The organism is Prauserella alba (assembly GCF_024171735.1).
GTDB lineage: Bacteria > Actinomycetota > Actinomycetes > Mycobacteriales > Pseudonocardiaceae > Prauserella > Prauserella alba.
The window spans coordinates 1,142,489-1,161,190 of the sequence record NZ_JAMTCH010000003.1 but is presented as its reverse complement, the minus strand read 5'-3'; the positions used below and the strand labels follow the sequence as shown (position 1 = coordinate 1,161,190).

Here is an 18,702-nt window from a genome sequence, read left to right as displayed (position 1 = left end):
CGCCGGTTCACCTCGCCTGGGTACCGACGCGCAGTTCACGGAACGGCACGTCGCGGTCGGCCTGGGGTTCCTTCGGCAGCCCCAGCACGCGGTCGCCGATGATGCCGCGCTGGATCTGGTTGGTGCCGCCCGCGATGCTGGAGGCGGGGGTCGCGTTGATCGCCAGCGCGAGCGCGTCGCCTGCCGGATCACCGGGGTCCCACGCGGTGACGCGGGGGCCGGCCACGAGGCTCGCCACCCGCACCGCCTGCCACAGCACCTGCGCACCCGCGAGCTTCGCCACCGACCCGCGCGCACCCGGCGGGAGACCGGCATCGCTCTGCTGCCGCAACCGGGCGTTCAGCAGCGCCAGCTTCCGCTCGGCTGCGTAGAGCTGCGCGAGCTCACCGCGGACGACCGGATCGCCGGCCACTCCCCTGGCGCGTGCCTCGTCACGCAGGCTGGCGAACGTCATCGGGTCGTAGCGGCGCCGCACCGAACCACCGATCGACACGCGCTCGTGCCCGAGCATCGTCACCGCCGCGGCCCACCCGGCGTCGACCTCACCGATCACCGCGTCGGCGGGGATCCGCACCTCGTCGAAGTACACCTCGTTGAACGGCGCGGAGCCGGTCATGTCCCGCAGCGGCCGCACGGTGACGCCGGGAGCACGCATGTCGACGACGAACATCGTCAGGCCCCGGTGCTTGACCTCGTCGGGATTCGTGCGGGCCAGCAGGGCACCGAAGTCGGCGTACTGCGCACCCGAGGTCCAGACCTTCTGGCCGGTCACGATCCAGTCGCCGGCGCCGTCGCCGACGGCGCGGGTCTGCAGGCTCGCCACGTCCGATCCGGCGCCGGGCTCGGAGAACAGCTGGCACCAGATCTCCTCGCCCCGCAACAACGGCGGCAGGTACCGCGTCTTCTGCTCGGGTGTGCCGAGGTCGACCAGGGTGGGCCCACACATGCCCATGCTGATCAGGAACACGCCCGTGGGCAGGTCGTAGGCCGCGGCCTCCTCGTCGAAGATCTGCTGTTCGGCCGCCGTCAGCCCCTGGCCGCCGTAGTCGACGGGCCAGGTCAGCCCGGCAAGGCCCGCGTCGAACAGCGCGGCCTGGAACCGTTTCGCCGCCGCGAGCTGCTGCTCGGTCGGCGCGCTCTCGCTCGCCTCCGGGACGTGCTCGTCACCGCGCGGCGCGTGTTCGGCCAGCCAGCTGCGGACCCGCTCGCGGAACCCCGACGTCATCGCGCTCCCCTCATCCCGTGACCGCGTAGCGCGCCGTGAGTTTGTGTTTGACCAGTTTGCCGGTGGGCGTGCGGGGCAGTTCGTCGATGAAGTCGACCGTCTGCGGCGCCTTGTAGTGCGCGATCCGCTCCCGGACGTAGGCGAGCAGCTCGTCGGCGAGTTCCGGTCCCGCGTCCACTGTGGATGCCGGTTGCACGACGGCTTTCACCTGCTGGCCCATCTCCTCGTCCGGCACGCCGATGACGGCGACGTCGTAGACGGCGGGATGCAGCGTCAGCACGTCCTCGACCTCTTGCGGGTAGATGTTCACCCCGCCCGAGATGATCATGAACGCCTTGCGGTCGGTGAGATACAGGTACCCCTCGGCATCGACGTATCCGACGTCGCCGCTGGTGGCCCAGTTCGGATGGTCGGGGTGCTGCGCGGCGCGCGTCTTGTCCGGCTCGTTGTGGTAGGTGAACGACACCTCGTCGCGTTCGAAGTAGACGGTGCCGATCTCACCCGCCGGCAGTTCGGCGCCCTCGTCGTCGCAGATGCGGACGACCCCGAGTCCGGCCCGGCCCACCGACCCGGGCCGTTCGAGCCATTCCTGCGGCGAGATGAACGTGATCCCGGCACCTTCGGTGGAGGCGTAGTACTCGTGGAGGATCGGCCCCCACCACGCGATCATCGCCTGCTTGACCTCGACCGGGCACGGCGCGGCGGCGTGGATCGCGACCCGATGACTGGACAGGTCGTACCGGCCGCGAGTCTCGTCGGGCAGTTTCAGCATCCGCACGAACATCGTCGGCACCCACTGGCTGTGCGTCACGCCGTACGTCTCGATCGCACGCAGCGCGGCCTCCGGCTCGAACTTCTCCATCATCACGAGTGTGCCGCCGACCGCGTGCACGCACGCCCCGTACCGCAGCGGCGCCGCGTGGTACACCGGCGCAGGCGAAAGGTACGTGATGGTGTCGTCGAAGCCGTACATCAGCTGCACCAGCGGCAGTAGCGGATTCCCGGGTTCGTCGATCTGCCGTTCGGGCAGGGTCACCTTGATGCCCTTCGGCCTGCCCGTGGTGCCGGACGAATAGAGCAGGTCCGCGCCCGCGGGCCGGTCGTCCGGCCGTGCTGGCGAGGCCGCGGCCAGCGCGGCGTCGTAGTCGTCGTAACCCGTGGCGGTCCCGCCGTAGGCCAGCCGCAGCGGTACGTCGACGCGCTCGGCCACCTGCGTGACGAGCTCGCCCAGCGGGGCCGACACGACCAGCGCCTTCGCCCCGGAGTCGGCCAGGATGTAGGCGATCTCGTCGGCGGTGAGATGGCTGTTGACGGCGGTGATGTAGAGGCCGGAGCGCACCGCGGCCCAGTACACCTCGTAGGCGCGGAGCGAGTTGTCGCTGAGTAGCGCGACCGTGTCGCCGCTGCGGAATCCGGCCGCGCGCAAGGCATTCGCCAGGCGGATCGACCGATCGTCGAGTTCGGCGTAGGTCAACCGGTCACCCGAGCCCGCCATGATCACGGCCGGCTTGTCCGGTTGGGTGGCGGCGAAGGTACCCGGATACATGACGGCTCCTCCTCGAACCGGGACGTTGCCGTGAGCCTGCCCTGTGGCACCGGTAGCAGTCAATGCCGACTGTTCCGATGGGACGAGGGGGCTTACGCTGCGAACATGACCGATCGTGCGCGCCCTCCGGACGGAGCAGCGGCCGGCGTTCCGGCACCGGCCACCGCCTCCGGCCACGACGCCGGATCGCTCACCGCGCCGCGCGGCCGGGAGGAACCAAGAAGCCCCGGCGAACCGCGCGGTCTCAAGGAGTCGCGCAGCCGGGAGGAACGCAGCGCAGACAGCCGCGAACTGATCCTCAACGCCGCCGTCGACTGTCTCGTCGACAGCGGATACGCGGGCGCGTCGACCCTGGCGATCCAGGCCAGGGCGGGGGTGTCACGGGGACGCCTGCTGCACCACTTCCCCTCCCGCGACGGGCTGCTGGTCGCCGCGGCGCAACATCTCGCGAACCGCAGGCTCCGGGAGACCGAGATCCGGGTGTCCGACGCGCTGGCGGGTCATCCCGAGGGGCCGGAACGCGTCGACCGCTGCATCGAGCTGCTGTGGGCCACGTTCCACGAACCGCATTTCTGGGCCGCGGTGGAACTGTGGACCGCCGCGCGCACCAACGAGGCGCTCGCGAGCGCGCTGCGCCCCGCAGAACGACAACTGCGCGAGTCGATCAGGGCGGTCACCGACCGGATCTGGGGCCCATGGGTCCGCGAGCATCCACGGTACGACGAGCTGCGCGAACTCCTGTTCACCAGCATGCGCGGCGCTGCCCTGCCGTACGCCTTCGAGTCGCGTGATCCGGCGGCGGATCGCCACGTCGAGGTATGGAAATCCGCCGCACGCGCGTTGCTCTACGGCGAACGGTGATTAACTCAGCTGCTTGACCGCGAGTGGCGCGGCGGGCGACTATGGCGCCGGTCACACGCTACGACCGGCGGCACCGTCGGTGACCGTCGACGACGGCCACTCCCGAGGATGGCGAGGTCCACGATGTCCGCACCGTCTGCAGTCACCCCCGATCCACGCCGGCCGGCCGAGATCCCGCGCATGCTGGGCCGCGGCATGACGATGGGCGACCAGCTCGCCCGGCACGCCCGCACGATCGGCGACCACCCTGCGTTCGTCTTCGGCACCACGGTGCGCACCTACCGCGAGCTCGACGCGCGGGTGAGCAGACTCGCCAACGCACTGCGCGACCGCGGCGTCGGGCACGGCGACCGGATCGCCGTGCTGGGCCTGAACACGCTCGAAGTGGTCGAGGCGTTCTTCGCCGCCACGCGCGTCGGGGGCATCTGCGTACCGGTCAACTTCCGCCTCGCGGCCGGGGAGATCGCCTACGTGCTCGGCGACAGCGGCGCCGCGGCGGCCGTCGTCCACGCGCCGCTGGCCGAGACCTATGCGCAGGCGGCGGGCGAGCTCACCGATCCGCCCGTGTGCCTCGTCTACGGCGACGGCGACGCCGCCGGATCCGTGCCGGGCGCGGCCGACTACGAGGACGCCCTCGGGACCGCGTCGCCGGAATTCGACGAGGTGCGGGTCGACGAGCACGAGCCGGCGTTCATCATGTACACCTCCGGCACCACCGGGAAACCGAAGGGCGCCGTGCTGACGCACTTCAACCTGGTCATGCACGCGTTCTGCAACATGGCGACGGTCGGGATCACCGGCGACGACCGCGTGTGGATGGCCGCCGCTCCCCTGTTCCACATCGCGGGCATGTCCGGGTTGCTGCCGACCCTGCTGATGGGCGGGCGCACCGTGCTGTCCCCGTCGGGCAGGTTCGATCCGGTGGCGACGCTGGACACGTTCGAACGCGAGCGCGTGTCGTCGGTGTTCCTGGTTCCCGCGCAGTGGCAGGCGATCGTGTCGGTGCCCGACATCGACCGCCGCGATCTGTCGCAGCTGAGGAAGATTTCCTGGGGCGCGGCGCCTGCCTCGACGACGCTGCTGCGCACGATCATGGAGAAGTTCCCGCAGGCGGAACTGTCCACCGCGTTCGGGCAGACCGAGTGCAGTCCGATCACCACGCTGCTGCGGGGCGAGGACTCGCTGCGCAAGATCGGCTCGGTGGGCACGCCGATGCTGGGCGTCGAGGTGCGGGTGGTGGACGACGACATGAACGACGTCCCGCGCGGCGAGGTCGGCGAGATCGTCTACCGCAGCCCGATGGTGATGAAGGAGTACTGGAACAAGCCTGCCGAGACGGCGGAGGTGTTCCGCGGCGGCTGGTTCCACTCCGGCGACCTGGTCCGGCAGGACGAGGACGGTTACTTCTACGTCGTCGACCGGAAGAAGGACATGATCATCTCGGGCGGCGAGAACATCTACTGCGCCGAGGTGGAGGACGTCCTGGCGGGACACCCGAAGATCGCCGAGGTCGCACTGATCGGCATGGCGGACGAGAAGTGGGGCGAGACGCCGCTGGCCGTCCTCGCGCCACGCGAGGACGGCGACCCGCCCACGGCCGCGGAGCTGGAGGAATGGTGCACCCAGCGGCTGGCCCGCTACAAGCGGCCGCGGCGGCTCGCCGTCGTGCCGTCGTTGCCGCGCAATCCGAGCGGGAAGGTACTCAAGACCACGCTGCGTGCCGAGCGGGACTCCGGGGCGCTGCCGATCGAATCGGTATGAACGCCGCTCGCGTTCTGGAAGACTGGCGGACGTGACGCATCTGGCGAACCCTCACCACATCCACTGGCTCGAGCTGGACGGCGCGGTCAACATCCGCGACGTCGGCGGCATCCCGACCTCCGACGGCGCGGCGACCGCCGGCAACCGGCTGCTGCGCGCCGACAACCTGCAGGACCTCTCGTCGGCCGACCTCGGCCTGCTGGTGGACACGATCGGCCTCGACACGGTCGTCGACCTGCGCACGGCCCACGAGATCGACGCCGAGGGACCGGGACCGCTGCGCGCGTACTCGCGGGTGCGGCACGTGCACCACTCGCTGCTGCCCGACGGCGGTGACGACGCACTGCTGGCCCGCAACCGGTCCGACGACGCCGGACCGGACGGTGAACCCGACCGCGTCGTCGCGCACTACCTCGGATACGTCGCCCACCGTCCGGACAGCATCGTGGGCGCGTTGCGGGCGATCGCCGACGCGCCGGGCGCCGCGCTCGTGCACTGTGCCGCCGGCAAGGACCGCACGGGCGTGGTGACGGCGTTCGCGCTCGAGATCGCCGGCGTCGACCGGGACGCGATCGCCGCCGACTACGCGGCGACGGCACACCGGATCGAGGCGATCATCAGCAGGCTGCGCGGCTCCGAGACCTACCGCGAGGACATCGACCGCAAGACGATCGACGAGCACCGGCCCCGCGCCGAGTCGATGGAACGGTTCCTCCGGGCCGTCGACACCCGGCACGGCGGGATACGTCCGTACCTGCACACCCACGGTTTCGCCGAGGCCGACGTCGACCGGCTGCGCGCCAAGCTGCGCGACTGACCACGGCCGCCGACACGTTGCTCAGCCCGGTGCACGGGCGAGCAGCCGTGTCGTGGGGTCGGTCGCCCACTCGGCCAGCACCGTGAACCCCGCGGGCAGGCGGGCCGACAGGCCACCGTGCCGAATGCGGTACCGACGCGCAGGCGCCTCGTCCTGCCGCAGCGCCTCCCAGGCGAGGAGACCGCCGGGGGCGACGGCGGACGCAGCGGCGGCGAACGCCGGCTCGTCCCAGAAACGGGTGGCGAGCACGAGCGCCCACCGTCCGGCGTGTGCTCCGCCGGCGAGCAGGCGCGCCGCGTCGGCGCACACGCAGTCGACGCGCGGCCCCAGCCCGCGCCGTACGGCCTCGTCGCGCAGCTGGGCCAATGCCACGTCGGAGACGTCGACGACGGTCACCGCGCGGCCCTCGGCGGCCAGCGCGAGTGCACTCCCCGACCGGCCGCCCGCGAGTTCCAGCACCGGCCCGCCGGGCAGGCCCGCGGCCACCGCGGATGCGACGAGCGGGTGCGGGTCGAACGAGGGCCGCCGCGCGGCGTACCGCTCGTTCCACCGGTTCCGGTCCGCCGCGGCGGGCTCGGCGTCACCCATGGCCTGCCCTCGGCCACGACCGGCCGTGGCCGGCGCCCGGGGCCGCAGCGGAGCGCGCGCTCACAGCATGCCCGAGAAGTAGTCCCAGAACCGCTGCACGACCAGGAACAGGACGAGCGCGAGCCACAGCGCCAGCCCCCACACGTGGTGGCGTACCGGCCGTGCGGTGACCCCGGGCAGATGTCCGGCCGCGACGTTGTGGGCGGTGGTGTACCAGAAGACCGGGATGGTCACGGCCCACACCACGAGGCAGTACGGGCACAGTGCTCCGATCTCGTACAGGCTCTGGGTGATCAGCCAATGCACGAAACCGACGCCGAACAACGTGCCCGCCTGCATGCCGAGCCAGAACCACCGCGGCAGTCGTGCGCGAGCCAGCACGGCCACGCCCACGGTGACCACGACGGGGAACGCGGCGAGCCCGAGCAGCGGGTTGGGGAAACCGAACGCGGCGGCCTGGTCGCTCTGCATCACCGAGGTGCAGGACACCGTGGCGTCGAGGGTGCAACTCGGCCGGTAGTCCGGATTCTCCAGCAGCGCGAGTTTCTCGAGCGTCAGCACGAACGCGGCCGCCAGGCCGAGCAGCCCGCCGATCGTCAGCACCCAGCCGGTGACGGTCCGCAGCCTGCCGTCGACGTGACCACCTGGCCCCTCGGCCGCCTCCGGCTCGTCGGCCGGATCGCTGCCGGCGCCGTCCACCCCACCGGCCCGTGAGCCGACGCTGTCGTTCCCGATACCGGACATTTCCCCCGGTTTCCCCTCTCTCCTCCGTGTCTGCTCGCACCGTACGCACCGAGGGGTGCGCCACGCGTGAAAGGACGTGATCTAACACTCGTTGAGGCGCGCCGACACCGCGGGATACGTTCGGTCCGGCACTTGTGGACGACAACCGTCTAGGAAAGCCGGTGAGTCAGCGTTGACGGACCCGAGCCGACACCACCCACCCGAGGGCGTCACGGTCCTCGGCACCGCCCAGTGGACCGCGTGGCAGGAACGCACGCCGCCCCCGGTCGAGCGAGTGTCCGGCGGGATCTGGTCGGTGCCGGTGCCGATCCCCCACAACCCGCTGCGGTACACGCTCAGTTACCTCGTCGAGGGAGACGGCGGGCTGCTCGTCGTCGACCCGGGCTGGGATTCGCAGGAGGGTTGGGATGCGCTGCGGGCCGGGCTCGCCGAGGCGGGTACCGCGGCCGCCGATGTGACCGGCATCGTCGTCACACACGTCCACCCCGACCACCACGGCCTGTCCGAACGTCTCCGCGAGGCCTCCGGCGCCTGGATCGCGATGCACCCCGCGGAGCGGGACACGCTGCCCCAGCGCATGTCCGGTGCCCTCGGCGCGTACGGCACGCTCACCGCATGGCTGCGGGACCGGGGCGCGCCCGAGCAGGACGCCCACGCGCTCGGCGGTCCGTTCGACGCGCGGGACCCGGAAGCCACGGCGATGGCCGATCCGGACGTGCTGCTGGAGGACGGGGACCTCGTCCCGCTGGCCGGTCGGACACTGCGTGCGGTGTGGACACCGGGACACACGCCCGGCCACCTGTGTGTGCAGGAGGTCGACGAGCGACTGTTGTTCACCGGCGACCACGTGTTGCCGCGCATCACCCCGAACATCGGGCTGTACCCGGGCGGTACCGGCTCGCCATTGGCGGATTTCCTCACCTCGCTCGCGCGCACCAAGGACTTCGACGACCACGACGCACTGCCTGCGCACGAGTACCGCTTCCGTGGGCTCGGGGAGCGCGCCCGGCTGCTGGCCGAGCACCACGAGAGCCGCTGCCAGGAGATCGTGGACGTCGTGGCCGGCCTGGGCACGCCGACCCCGTGGCAGGTCGCGACGCACCTGACGTGGTCCCGCCCGTGGGACGAGGTCGGGCACATGCGCATCAGCGCGCTCGCCGAGACCGAATCGCACCTCGAGCATCTCGTCGCCGAAGGCAGGCTGGTGTGGCACGGCGACTCCGGCGGCGCACCGGCGTCACCGGCCGCGCGGGTCGGGCTCGCCGCACCGGCCACGTCGACCACCGCAAGGAGCACGACATGACCACCACCCGCACCGTCGACGATCTCGATCCCCGCACGCCCGTGCTGGTCGGCGTGGGCCAGTCCGCCGAACGCATCGACGACGAGGGGTACCGCCGGCTCTCGGCGGTCGACCTGGCGGCCGAGGCCGCCGGCACCGCGCTGGCGGACACGGGCGCGGACGCCGCGGCGGTGGCGGCGGCCGTGGACACCGCGGCCGCGATGCGCCAGTTCGAGCACTCGACCCCCGGTGCCTTCCCGCCGCTGGGCAGTTCGGACAACTATCCGCGATCGGTCGCGAGCCGGGTCGGCGCGGATCCGCGCCGGGCGATCCTCGACGTCGTCGGCGGTCACGGGCCGCAGCACCTGGTGAACGAGTTCGCCGCCACGATCGCCGCGGGTGAGGCCGAGGTGGCCCTGCTGTTCGGTTCGGAGGCGATCTCGACGGCGCAGCATCTCGCATCGGCGCCGGACAAGCCCGACTTCACCGAACACGTCGGCGGGCAACTCGACGACCGCGGCCGCGGCCTGCAGGGCCTGATGACCCAGGAGCTCCTCGCAGCGGGGCTGGCCGACCCGGCGGGCCAGTACGCGCTGTTCGAGAACGCGCGCCGCGGCAGGCTGAAGGCCACGCGCGAGGAGTACGCCCGCGCCATGGGCGAGCTGTTCGCCCCGTTCACGGCCGTCGCGGCGCGCAACCCGTACGCGGCGGCGCCGGTCGAACGTTCGGCCGACGAGCTGACGACGGTCACCGATTCGAACCGGATGATCGCCGATCCGTACCCGCGCTACGTGGTCTCACGCGACAAGGTCAACCAGGGCGCCGCCGTGCTGATGATGTCGGTGGCGGCGGCGCGGCGGCTGGGCGTGCCGCGCGAGAAGTGGGTGTTCCTGCACGGCCAGGCGGACCTGCGCGAACAGGCGCTCGTCGACCGGGCCGACCTGTCGGCGTACCCGGCCGCCGTCGCGGCCGTGCGGCACGCGCTCGACGTCGCGGGAATCGGGCTCGCCGACGTGGCCGCGTTCGACCTCTACAGCTGCTTCCCCGTTGCCGTGTTCGCGCTCTGCGACGGGCTCGGACTCGCTCCCGACGACCCGCGCGGGCTGACGCTCACCGGGGGGCTGCCGTTCTTCGGCGGTGCCGGCAACAACTACTCCATGCACGCGATCGCCGAGGCCGTGACGCTGCTGCGCGGGCGGCCCGGTGAGTACGGCCTGGTGGGCGCCAACGGCGGCATGCTGAGCAAGTACTCGGTCGGCGTCTACTCGACGGCGCCGTCGCCGTGGCGGCCCGACGACAGCACGCGGCTGCAGTCCGAACTGGACTCCGCCGACAAGCCCGGCCACACGCGGTACGCCGACGGCTGGGCGACGATCGAGACGTTCACCGCCGTCCACGGCCGTTCGGGCCCGCCGAGGGGTGTCGTCGTGGGCCGGCTGGAGGCCGACGGCACCCGGTTCGTCGCGGGCACCGAACGCGGCGACGACGAGCTGCTCGACCTGCTCACGACCGGCGATCCGGTGGGCACCCGCGTCTACGCACGCTCGTTCGGGTACGGCAACCGGGTCACACTCACCGAGGAGCGGATGAACGAGTTCCACCCGCCCCGCACCCCGGCGCTGCGCGAGTCGTACGAGCACGTGCTCGTCCGGCGCGAGGGCCACGTCCTCGAGGTCACGATCAACCGGCCGGAGGCCCGCAACAGCCTGCATCCGGACGCCAACACCGAGCTCGACGAGATCTTCGACGCCTACTTCGCCGATCCGGACCTGTGGGTCGCGATCCTGACGGGCGCCGGCGACAAGGCGTTCTCGGCGGGCAACGACCTGAGCTACACCGCGTCCGGCAATCTGCCGTGGGCGCCGAAGAACGGGTTCGCGGGCCTCACACATCGCGAGCACCTGCCGAAGCCGGTGATCGCGGCCGTGAACGGCTACGCCATGGGCGGCGGCCTGGAGATCGCGATGGCGTGCCACGTCGTCGTCGCCGACGAGGCCGCCCGGTTCGCACTGAGCGAGGTCAAGGTCGGGCTCATCGCCGCGGCGGGCGGCCTCGTGCGGCTGCCGCGGACGATCCCGCCGAAGCTGGCCAACGAGATGATCCTGACCGGCAAGCGTCTCGACGCCCACGACGCGCAGCGCCACGGGCTCGTGAACCGCGTGGTCGACGCGGGCGGCGCGGTCGACGGCGCACGCGAGGTGGCCGCGGAGATCCTCGCCGGATCCCCGACATCGGTACGCGCGTCGCTGCAGTTCATGGCCGAGACCGCGGGCATCGCGGACACGGTCGCTGCGGTGAACCACCCGTCGTCGGTGATGGACGATCTGTTGGTCGCCGAGGACACGATGGAAGGCATCGTGGCGTTCACCCAGAAACGGGAGCCGCAGTGGAAGAACCGCTGACCCCGCGTCCACCTCATTGATCGGGGATCCCACGATGTCGGCACCCTCGGATCACGACCGCGCGCACGCGAGCATGGGCCGGCCCCGCGACCCGGAGGTCGACCGGCGGATCGCGCTGGCCGCCGTCGCCGTGTTCGGCGAGGCCGGCTGGGCGGGCTTCAGCGTCGAGTCGGTCGCCAGGGAGGCGGGCGTCGGCAAGGCGTCGATCTACCTGCGCTGGGAGACGAAGGAAGGGCTGCTGCTGGATGCGCTGGCCGCGCACGTGGCGCCGGTCGTCGACGCGGACACCGGTTCGCTGCGCGGCGACCTGACGGCACTGGCGCGGCAGCTGGTCGAGCTGTACACGGGGCCGAGCAGGCAGGCGGCGCTGCGGATGATGCTCGAGGCACCGATGATCCCCGGCCTCGCGCAGCGCTGCGACGAGCTGCGGCAGGCGCAGGTGAAGGCGGCTCGCGCCATGGTGCGGCGCGGCATCCGGCGTGGGGACCTGCCCGACGACAGCTCGGTCACGCTGCTGCTCGACACGCTGTGCGGCGGGGTGATCGCGCACATCCTGTCGACCCCGCAGCACCTGGAGGAAGCCGTCCAAGCGGGACTGGACGAGTTCACCGACAACCTGGTCGGCTTCCTGCTCGGCTCGACCTGCCGGTGACAGTCAGGCTCGAGGGATCGCGGGTCGAGGACGGGTTCGCGACGGCCGGTGTAGGTCGACCCGTGTGGTGTCGTCACCCGGGTAACACCGTGGACGGGGTCGTAGCGAGCGCTCCAGCCGGGCTGGTCCTTCAGCCGGTGGTGCCGCCGACACCGCGGACCACCGTTCGCCGCCGCTGTGGAACCACCCGCTGCGACCCAAGGCTGGTCGTGGTCGTGGTCGCAATGCCGTGCCGACCGGACTGGAAGAACACGCGTGCCCGAATGCAGAACACAGGAGCCTGAATGCGGGACACGCGCCCCGGAATCGACAACATACTCCCCGGAATCCGCAACACGGACTCCCGAGAATGCAACACGGCCCCGAACTCGGGGGCGCCCGGGACTCAGGATGCCGCGCGGAGCTGTGCCGCGATGGTGGCGGCCAGCTGCCTGCCCGCGGCGTCGTCGACCGTGGCGTGGCCGATCAGGATGCGGTACCACAGCACGCCGTAGACCTGGTCGACGGCGAGGTCGGCGTCGACGTCCGGCAGCCATCGCTCGATGATCAGATACAGCTGCTCGCGCCGGTCGGCGGTGAACTCGGCGAGCACCGCGGCGGCGTGCTCGTCGCGCAACGCCTCGGACACGATCCCCCGCAGGGTGGCGGCGTACTCGGGCGTACCGGCGGCGGTGAAGGTCGCAGCGACGAACGCCTCCAGATCGCCTTCCAGAGATCCGGTCGACGCGGTCGGCGCGAGACTGCGCGCCCGTTCGGTCATCGCCTCGAGCACGACCGCCCCTTTCGACGGCCACCAGCGGTAGATGGTCTGCTTCCCGACCTGAGCCCTGCCCGCGATCGCCCCCAGTGTCACGGGCTGCCCCTCGGCCAGCAGGTCGGTGGCCGCGGCGAGGATCGCCGCCTTGGCCGCGTCGTTCCTGCGACGCCCGGTGTGTGCACGCATATCTTGACGGTACCATCGGTCTCGACTAGTTTCGAGGGCCGCTGTCGAGACTGCCAGTACTGTCAATCGTCGGGGCCAACGTGCCGATCCGCGAGTACGACAGGAGGGACCATGTCCACACCCGGACCCAGCTCCGCGCGCAGGTTCCGGTTCGCGAACCGGCTGCATCGCGTGGTCAACCCCGTCATGCGCCGGATCGTCGGCCGTATGCCCGGACAGGCGCTGCTCGAAACGACCGGGCATCGGACCGGTCGTGTCCGGCACACGCCCATCGGCGGAGCGATCCGGGGCGGACGGTTCTGGTTCGTCTCCGACCACGGCCCGGCCTCGGCCTATGTGCGCAACCTGATCGCCGAGCCGCGGGTACGGGTCCGGCAGCGCGGGGTCTGGTACTCCGGCACCGCACACGTCTTGCCCGACGACGACGCCCACGCCCGCCTGCGCACCCTGCCACGGCTGAACAGCAGCATGGTCAAGGCACTCGGCACGAACCTGACGACCGTCCGCATCGACCTCGACGAGTGACGCCCCCGGCGCACACCGGGCCACGCCTCAGGCCTGCTCGCCCCGGTCCACCCGCCGACGCTGCGGCACGACGACGTACTTCGGGTCCTTCGTCGACTGGACGCCCGCCTCGAAGATGCCGAACCGCTGCAACGCACTCCCGGCGAGCAGCGCCAGGCCCGAGGTCACCGCAGCGGCACGACTCCGGCCGGCCAGCAAACTGCCCAGTGCACCGCCCGCGGTCAGGTACTCCGACCACTGCCGCAACCGGTGCGCCTTGCCCGTCCGGTACGCCTCGCTGACGACGCCCAGCCGCTCGTCCAGCTGCCGCGACGTGACCAGCTCTGTGACGGCACCGACCGCCGCGAGTTTCCGCGCGGGTTCGGCCTCGTCGACGGGCGTGCACACCATGCCGAACCCACCGCCGGCGGCCGCGGCCGAACCGGTGAACACGAACGGCAGCCGGTCGCGGGCCTCGTTCCACGCCGGCACGGCCGTGTGCGACAGCAGTACCGCCGTGTAGGAGGCCACGCCCGGCGCGACCGCCGCCGACGCCAGCCCCGCCGGGCGGGCCAGCGCGCCGATCAGCTTGCCGGGCCACCTGCGCCGCAGCCGGGCGGGCAGGAGCTCAGCCGCCGCCGCGACACCGACACCGGGCCCGTAGGCGACGAGGATCCATGTGCCGACGCTCATCGGCGAACTCGGTTTCGCCACGCGCAGCATGTGATGGAAGCGTTCGGGCCTGCCCAGATCGGCGATCAGGAAGTACATGCTCGTGGCGAGACCGCCGAGCGCGCCGAGTCTCGCGGCCTTCCGCAGCCGCGGCCGCCGCGTCAGGTCGGCCCCGGCCGCGAGTTCGGCGCACGCCGCCGACAACCCGCCCGCGAACAGGTACGCCGGTACGAGCCACTCCCACACCGGTTCCTTGAGTACGCGCCTGCCGTAGTACGACCGGAAGTCCTCCTCACCCGGAGACCGCTGCTCACGACCGGTGTCCCCGGCGGCCACCCGGCCCAGCGAGCGGCTCATCGGCTGCTCCGTCCGAAGAAGACGGACACGGCCGCAGCGGCGAACGCCGCAGCCGCCACGCCGGCCCGCGCCCACATCGAGCCCGCGTCGCGGGTCGGCACGACGGGGTCCGGCGGCAGCCCGTACACCTCGGGTTCGTCCAGCAGCAGGAAAAACGCACCGTCACCGCCGACTCCGTCGTTCGGGTCCTCGCCGTACAACCGTGCCTCGGTGACACCCCGCTCGTGCAGCGTCGCCACTCGCTGCCGCGCCCGCTCGCGCAGCTCGTCCAACGGTCCGAACTGGATGGAATCGGTCGGGCAGGCCTTGGCGCAGGCCGGTTCCATGCCGTCGCTCAACCGGTCGTAACACATGGTGCACTTCCACGCCCTGCCGTCGCCCTCCCGCCGGTCGATCACCCCGTACGGGCAGCCGGACACGCAGTAGCCGCAACCGTTGCAGATGTCGTCCTGCACCACGACCGTCCCGAACTCGGTGCGGAACAGCGCCCCGGTCGGGCAGACGTCGAGGCATCCGGCGTGCGTGCAGTGTTTGCACACGTCCGAACTCATCAGCCACCGGAAATCGGTCCGGGTCTCCTCACCCGTGCCGGCACCGGGCAGGTCGAACGACGGCAACCCGAGGTCGACCGCATCCGCCTCTCGCGCAGCGGCCGACTCCCGCAACGGTGCGGGCTGTTCGATGAACGCCACGTGCCGCCACGAGTTCGCGCTCAGCTCACCGGTGTTGTCGAACGACATGCCGAGCAGGTCGAACCCGTCGTCGGGCAGGAGGTTCCACTCCTTGCACGCCACCTCGCACGCCTTGCAGCCGATGCACACCGACGTGTCGGTGAAGAATCCGACCCGCTCCGGGTGCTCGGTGTACCCGGCGTCGCCCGAGACGTCGTCCAGCGGCCCGTAGAAGCTCTCCCGCGAGACGGTCATGCGTCCTCCTCCCGATCGGTCGTGTCCGGTGCGGCGGTCGTGTCCCGTCCCGTCGTCTCCGGTTCCGTCGTCTCCGGAGCCGCCGTCTCCGAAGCCGTTGTGTCCGCCGTCATGACGTGCGTGCCGGTCTCCACCGTCACACCCGCACGCCTGCGGTACTCGGCGAGGTACTCCAGCAGTTCACGACCGCGCGGGCGCCTGCCCGGCCGGATGTCGCACGTGGCGACCTTGCTCTCCTGGATCAGCGTGTTCGGATCCAGCACCACACCGAGCAGGTCGTTGACGATGTCGCCGTCGACCTTGCCGCTCGGCCCCCAGTGGTACGGCATCCACACCTGGTGCACCACCCGGCCGTCGAGTCGCAGCGGCCGCATGCGCTCGGTGACCATCACTCGCGCGTCGACGGCGGCCCTGCTGGTGACCACGTGTGCCCAGTCGAGGTTCGCCAGGCCGCGTTCGGCCGCCAGCTGCGGCGAGACCTCCACGAACAGCGCGGGCTGCAGTTCGGACAGGTACGCCAGTTGCCTGCTCATGCCACCGGCCGTGTGGTGTTCGGTGAGCCGCGCCGCGGTGAACACGAACGGGAACACCTCACCGCCGGACTCGGGCGGAGCGGGGTTCGACGGGTTGTCCCCGCGCGCGTACACCTTGCGAGCCGGACTGCCCTGCTGACCGTAGAGCAGGTTCGGCATCGGCGACTCGTGCGGTTCGTAGTGCGTCGGCAGCGGGCCGTCGACCACCCCGCTCGGCGCGAACAACCACGCCTTGCCGTCGGCCTGCATGATGAACGGGTCGTCACCGGCGAGCGCGCCCGGCCCGGCCTCGCCGTACTCCGGTTCGAACCCGGGCGGGGTGTTCTTGGGGAAGTCCGGCACGTCGTGGCCGGTCCACTCGCCGCGCCCGGCGTCCCACCAGACGAGTTTCTTGCGTTCGCTCCACGGCCTGCCCTGCGGGTCGGCCGAGGCACGGTTGTACAGCACCCGCCGGTTCGCGGGCCACGCCCAACCCCATTCGAGTGCCGTCTCGTCCTGCTCGGTCCGCGCGGTGCGGTTGCGGGCTCGGTTGACCCCGCCCGCGTAGACGCCGCTGTAGATCCAGCAGCCCGCCGCCGTCGTCCCGTCGGAACGCAGCTGGAGGTAGCTGTCCAGGAGCTCGCCCGTGGTCAGGTCCGCACCGTTGATGCGGCGCAGCACGTCGTCGGCCGAGGGTTCCGGAAACTCGCCGTCGCCCTCGGTGCGGTAATCCCACGCCAGGTCCTGCAGCGGCCGGTCGCGGTCGTCGGTCGACCCGGCGACCTTGCGCTGCAGCAGCCGCCCCAGGTGGTAGATGAACCACAATTCCGAACGCTGGTCCCCACGCGGCTCGACGGCGCGGTCACGCCACTGCAGCATCCGCTGCGTCTGCGTGAACGTGCCCTCCTTCTCCACGTGTGAGGCGGCCGGGAAGAAGAACACCTCGGTGCGGCACCGCTCCGCGGCGATCTCGCCGGTCTCGATCTCGGGTGCGTTGCGCCAGAACTCGGCGCTCTCGATCATCGTCAGGTCGCGCACGACGAGCCAGTCGAGGTTGGCCATGCCGAGTCGCTGCAGCCGCCCGTGTGCCGAGCCGACGGCGGGGTTCTGGCCGAGCAGGAAGTAACCGAAGACCTTCCCGTCGATCATGTCCATCACGGTCCGGTAGGTGCCGTGGTCACCGTCGATGCGCGGCAGATGGCCGAAGCAGTAGTCGTTCTCGGCCGTCGCCGCCTCGCCCCAGTATTCCTTGAGCAGCGACACGATGTAGTCGTCCGCGTTGTGCCAGTACCCCTTCTGGTGCGTGCCGCGGATCGACTCGACGTAGTCCTGTTTACCCGCGTGCCGGGCGTCCGGCATCGGCAGGTAGCCCGGCAGCAGGTTGTACAGGGTCGGGATGTCGGTCGAGCCCTGGATGCTCGCGTGCCCGCGCAGCGCCAGCACTCCCCCGCCGGGCCTGCCGATGTTGCCGAGCAGCAGCTGGATGATCGCGCCCGCGCGGATGTACTGGGCGCCCATCGAATGCTGCGTCCAGCCGACGCTGTAGACCAGCGCCGCCGTGTGCTCCCGTCCCGACGCGCTCGTCCACGCCCGGCACACGTCGAGGAAGTCCTCGCGGGAGACACCGCAGATCCGCTCCACCATCTCCGGCGTGTACCGCGAGAAGTGACGCTTGAGGATCTGGAACACACAGCGCGGGTGCCGGAGCGTCTCGTCGGTCGCGATCCCGGTGCCGCTCTCGAGCTTCGGCCCGCCCGAGCCGTGCTGCTCGCCCGCGGACTGCTCCCGGTGCCGGTCGCCTTCGGCCGAGTGCTCGGGCAGGCCGTTCTCGTACTGCCACGTCGACGTGTCGTACGTGCCGGTCTCGGGGTCGTAGCCCGAGAACAGCCCGTCGAGGTCCTCCGTGTCGGCGAACTCCTCACTGACCAGGAACGGCGCGTTCGTGTAGGCCTGCACGTACTCCCGGAAGTCCAGGTCGTTCGACAGGATGTGGTTGATCACCCCGCCGAGGAATGCGATGTCCGAGCCGGCCCGCAGCGGGACGTGCTTGTCCGCGAGCGCGCTCGTCCGCGTGAATCGCGGGTCGATGTGCAGCACCCTGGCGCCGCGCGCCTTCGCCTCCATGACCCACTGGAAGCCCACCGGATGCGCCTCGGCCATGTTCGAGCCCATGATGACGACGCAGTCGGCATTGGCCAGGTCCTGCTGATAGTCCGTCGCGCCACCGCGACCGAAGGAGGCTCCCAGACCGGGAACCGTGGCGGAGTGTCAAATACGCGCCTGGTTCTCGATCTGCACCGCGCCGAGTGCCGTGAAGAGCTTCTTGATCAGGTAGTTCTCTTCGTTGTCGAGCGTCGCCCCTCCGAGGCTGGCGATGCCCTGTGTGCGCCGGAGCGGCTTGCCGTCGGCGTCGGCCTCCTGCCAGCCCTTGCGGCGCGCGTCGAGCACCCGGTCGGCCAGCATGTCCATCGCCGTGGGCAGGTCCAGCTCCTGCCACTCGGTGCCGTATGCGGGCCGGTACAGCACCCGGTCCTCGCGGTGCTCGCCGGTGACGAGCTGGTTGCTGGCCGAGCCCTTCGGGCACAACCGCCCGCGCGAGACCGGGCTGTCCGGGTTGCCCTCGATCTGCAGCACGTGCTCGCCGGTGTCGTCGCTGCCGACGTAGACGTTCTGGGCGCAGCCGACGGCGCAGTACGGGCAGACCGAACCCGCCACCCGGTCGGCATCGACGGTGCGGGGCCGGCGCTCACGGGAGTTCGGCGATGCCGCGGCCTCTCCCCTGCCGAGCCGGTCGGCGCCCGTGAGCTGACGATAAACCGGCCACGACCGGATCCAATCGCTCACACCCATGGACGTCCTCCAGTCGGCTCGTCGCGTACCCGACACCGTACCGCTCGCGGGCGGGTCCGT

The 18,702-nt window shown here is 71.2% G+C and carries 15 protein-coding genes; 7 read left to right on the top strand and 8 right to left on the bottom strand.

Features of this window, described 5'->3' with window-relative positions:
* Positions 1 to 7 precede the first annotated feature (7 nt).
* A complete protein-coding gene (locus tag LY12_RS05245; protein WP_253853604.1) occupies positions 8 to 1,225 on the bottom strand; it encodes an acyl-CoA dehydrogenase family protein in 1,218 nt (405 codons plus the stop codon).
* Positions 1,226 to 1,235: 10 nt separating this feature from the next.
* The gene (locus tag LY12_RS05240) at positions 1,236 to 2,771 is read right to left on the bottom strand and encodes an acyl-CoA synthetase (protein ID WP_253853603.1); all 1,536 of its coding nucleotides are present in this window, start codon (positions 2,769 to 2,771) and stop codon (positions 1,236 to 1,238) included.
* 105 nt (positions 2,772 to 2,876) lie between these two features.
* On the opposite strand from LY12_RS05240, the gene LY12_RS05235 reads away from it, so the two are divergent.
* The 3 genes from LY12_RS05235 (at position 2,877) to LY12_RS05225 (ending at position 6,210) form a co-directional block, all read left to right on the top strand.
* Entirely contained in the window at positions 2,877 to 3,632 is a 756-nt protein-coding gene (locus tag LY12_RS05235) for a TetR/AcrR family transcriptional regulator (protein ID WP_253853602.1), read from the top strand.
* A 195-nt stretch (positions 3,633 to 3,827) separates the two neighbouring features.
* Complete coding sequence (locus LY12_RS05230; protein ID WP_372493478.1) at positions 3,828 to 5,393, top strand: long-chain-fatty-acid--CoA ligase; 1,566 nt, start codon at positions 3,828 to 3,830, stop codon at positions 5,391 to 5,393.
* 58 nt (positions 5,394 to 5,451) lie between these two features.
* Positions 5,452 to 6,210 (top strand): tyrosine-protein phosphatase, encoded by a 759-nt coding sequence (locus LY12_RS05225; RefSeq protein ID WP_253854907.1) that lies wholly within the window; start codon positions 5,452 to 5,454, stop codon positions 6,208 to 6,210.
* A gap of 21 nt (positions 6,211 to 6,231) precedes the next feature.
* Here the strand turns inward: LY12_RS05225 and LY12_RS05220 are convergent, their stop codons facing one another.
* Positions 6,232 to 6,798, bottom strand: a complete 567-nt coding sequence (locus LY12_RS05220; RefSeq protein ID WP_253853600.1) for a class I SAM-dependent methyltransferase — start codon at positions 6,796 to 6,798, stop codon at positions 6,232 to 6,234.
* Between the two features lie 60 nt (positions 6,799 to 6,858).
* Positions 6,859 to 7,542, bottom strand: a complete 684-nt coding sequence (locus LY12_RS05215) for a vitamin K epoxide reductase family protein (RefSeq protein WP_253853599.1) — start codon at positions 7,540 to 7,542, stop codon at positions 6,859 to 6,861.
* 172 nt (positions 7,543 to 7,714) lie between these two features.
* On the opposite strand from LY12_RS05215, the gene LY12_RS05210 reads away from it, so the two are divergent.
* From LY12_RS05210 to LY12_RS05200, 3 genes are read left to right on the top strand one after another with little or no spacing between them, the layout of a single operon-like run.
* Entirely contained in the window at positions 7,715 to 8,845 is a 1,131-nt protein-coding gene (locus LY12_RS05210; RefSeq protein WP_253853598.1) for an MBL fold metallo-hydrolase, read from the top strand.
* Positions 8,842 to 11,226, top strand: coding sequence for an acetyl-CoA acetyltransferase (locus LY12_RS05205; protein WP_253853597.1), 2,385 nt, complete (start codon positions 8,842 to 8,844; stop codon positions 11,224 to 11,226). The genes LY12_RS05210 and LY12_RS05205 overlap by 4 nt, the downstream gene beginning before the upstream one ends.
* A gap of 34 nt (positions 11,227 to 11,260) precedes the next feature.
* Positions 11,261 to 11,878, top strand: a complete 618-nt coding sequence (locus LY12_RS05200) for a TetR/AcrR family transcriptional regulator (RefSeq protein WP_253853596.1) — start codon at positions 11,261 to 11,263, stop codon at positions 11,876 to 11,878.
* A gap of 385 nt (positions 11,879 to 12,263) precedes the next feature.
* Here LY12_RS05200 and LY12_RS05195 read toward each other — a convergent pair whose 3' ends face one another.
* Positions 12,264 to 12,821 carry a TetR-like C-terminal domain-containing protein gene (locus LY12_RS05195; RefSeq protein WP_253853595.1) on the bottom strand — a complete coding sequence of 186 codons (558 nt, stop codon included), beginning with the start codon at positions 12,819 to 12,821 and terminating at the stop codon, positions 12,264 to 12,266.
* Positions 12,822 to 12,932: 111 nt separating this feature from the next.
* Here LY12_RS05195 and LY12_RS05190 point away from each other — a divergent pair, with 111 nt between their 5' ends.
* Complete coding sequence (locus LY12_RS05190) at positions 12,933 to 13,346, top strand: nitroreductase/quinone reductase family protein (RefSeq protein ID WP_253853594.1); 414 nt, start codon at positions 12,933 to 12,935, stop codon at positions 13,344 to 13,346.
* Positions 13,347 to 13,373: 27 nt separating this feature from the next.
* Here LY12_RS05190 and nrfD read toward each other — a convergent pair whose 3' ends face one another.
* From nrfD to fdh, 3 genes are read right to left on the bottom strand one after another with little or no spacing between them, the layout of a single operon-like run.
* A complete protein-coding gene (gene nrfD / locus LY12_RS05185; RefSeq protein ID WP_253853593.1) occupies positions 13,374 to 14,354 on the bottom strand; it encodes an NrfD/PsrC family molybdoenzyme membrane anchor subunit in 981 nt (326 codons plus the stop codon).
* Positions 14,351 to 15,280 (bottom strand): 4Fe-4S dicluster domain-containing protein, encoded by a 930-nt coding sequence (locus LY12_RS05180; protein WP_253853592.1) that lies wholly within the window; start codon positions 15,278 to 15,280, stop codon positions 14,351 to 14,353. Before LY12_RS05180 ends, nrfD begins: the two co-directional genes overlap by 4 nt.
* Positions 15,277 to 18,642: a formate dehydrogenase gene (gene fdh, locus LY12_RS05175; protein WP_253853591.1), complete on the bottom strand. Its 3,366-nt coding sequence runs from the start codon at positions 18,640 to 18,642 to the stop codon at positions 15,277 to 15,279. The genes LY12_RS05180 and fdh overlap by 4 nt, the downstream gene beginning before the upstream one ends.
* Positions 18,643 to 18,702: the final 60 nt, after the last annotated feature.

Bases quoted from the DNA above. Each gene is read 5' to 3' on its own strand.
- LY12_RS05200 (WP_253853596.1), top strand. From the start codon at position 11,261: ATGTCGGCACCCTCGGATCACGACCGCGCGCACGCGAGCATGGGCCGG.
- LY12_RS05235 (WP_253853602.1), top strand. From the start codon at position 2,877: ATGACCGATCGTGCGCGCCCTCCGGACGGAGCAGCGGCCGGCGTTCCG.
- LY12_RS05245 (WP_253853604.1), bottom strand. From the start codon at position 1,225: ATGACGTCGGGGTTCCGCGAGCGGGTCCGCAGCTGGCTGGCCGAACAC.
- nrfD (WP_253853593.1), bottom strand. From the start codon at position 14,354: ATGAGCCGCTCGCTGGGCCGGGTGGCCGCCGGGGACACCGGTCGTGAG.
- LY12_RS05195 (WP_253853595.1), bottom strand. From the start codon at position 12,821: ATGCGTGCACACACCGGGCGTCGCAGGAACGACGCGGCCAAGGCGGCG.
- LY12_RS05205 (WP_253853597.1), top strand. From the start codon at position 8,842: ATGACCACCACCCGCACCGTCGACGATCTCGATCCCCGCACGCCCGTG.
- LY12_RS05220 (WP_253853600.1), bottom strand. From the start codon at position 6,798: ATGGGTGACGCCGAGCCCGCCGCGGCGGACCGGAACCGGTGGAACGAG.
- LY12_RS05230 (WP_372493478.1), top strand. From the start codon at position 3,828: ATGACGATGGGCGACCAGCTCGCCCGGCACGCCCGCACGATCGGCGAC.
- LY12_RS05190 (WP_253853594.1), top strand. From the start codon at position 12,933: ATGTCCACACCCGGACCCAGCTCCGCGCGCAGGTTCCGGTTCGCGAAC.
- LY12_RS05180 (WP_253853592.1), bottom strand. From the start codon at position 15,280: ATGACCGTCTCGCGGGAGAGCTTCTACGGGCCGCTGGACGACGTCTCG.
- LY12_RS05215 (WP_253853599.1), bottom strand. From the start codon at position 7,542: ATGTCCGGTATCGGGAACGACAGCGTCGGCTCACGGGCCGGTGGGGTG.
- LY12_RS05240 (WP_253853603.1), bottom strand. From the start codon at position 2,771: ATGTATCCGGGTACCTTCGCCGCCACCCAACCGGACAAGCCGGCCGTG.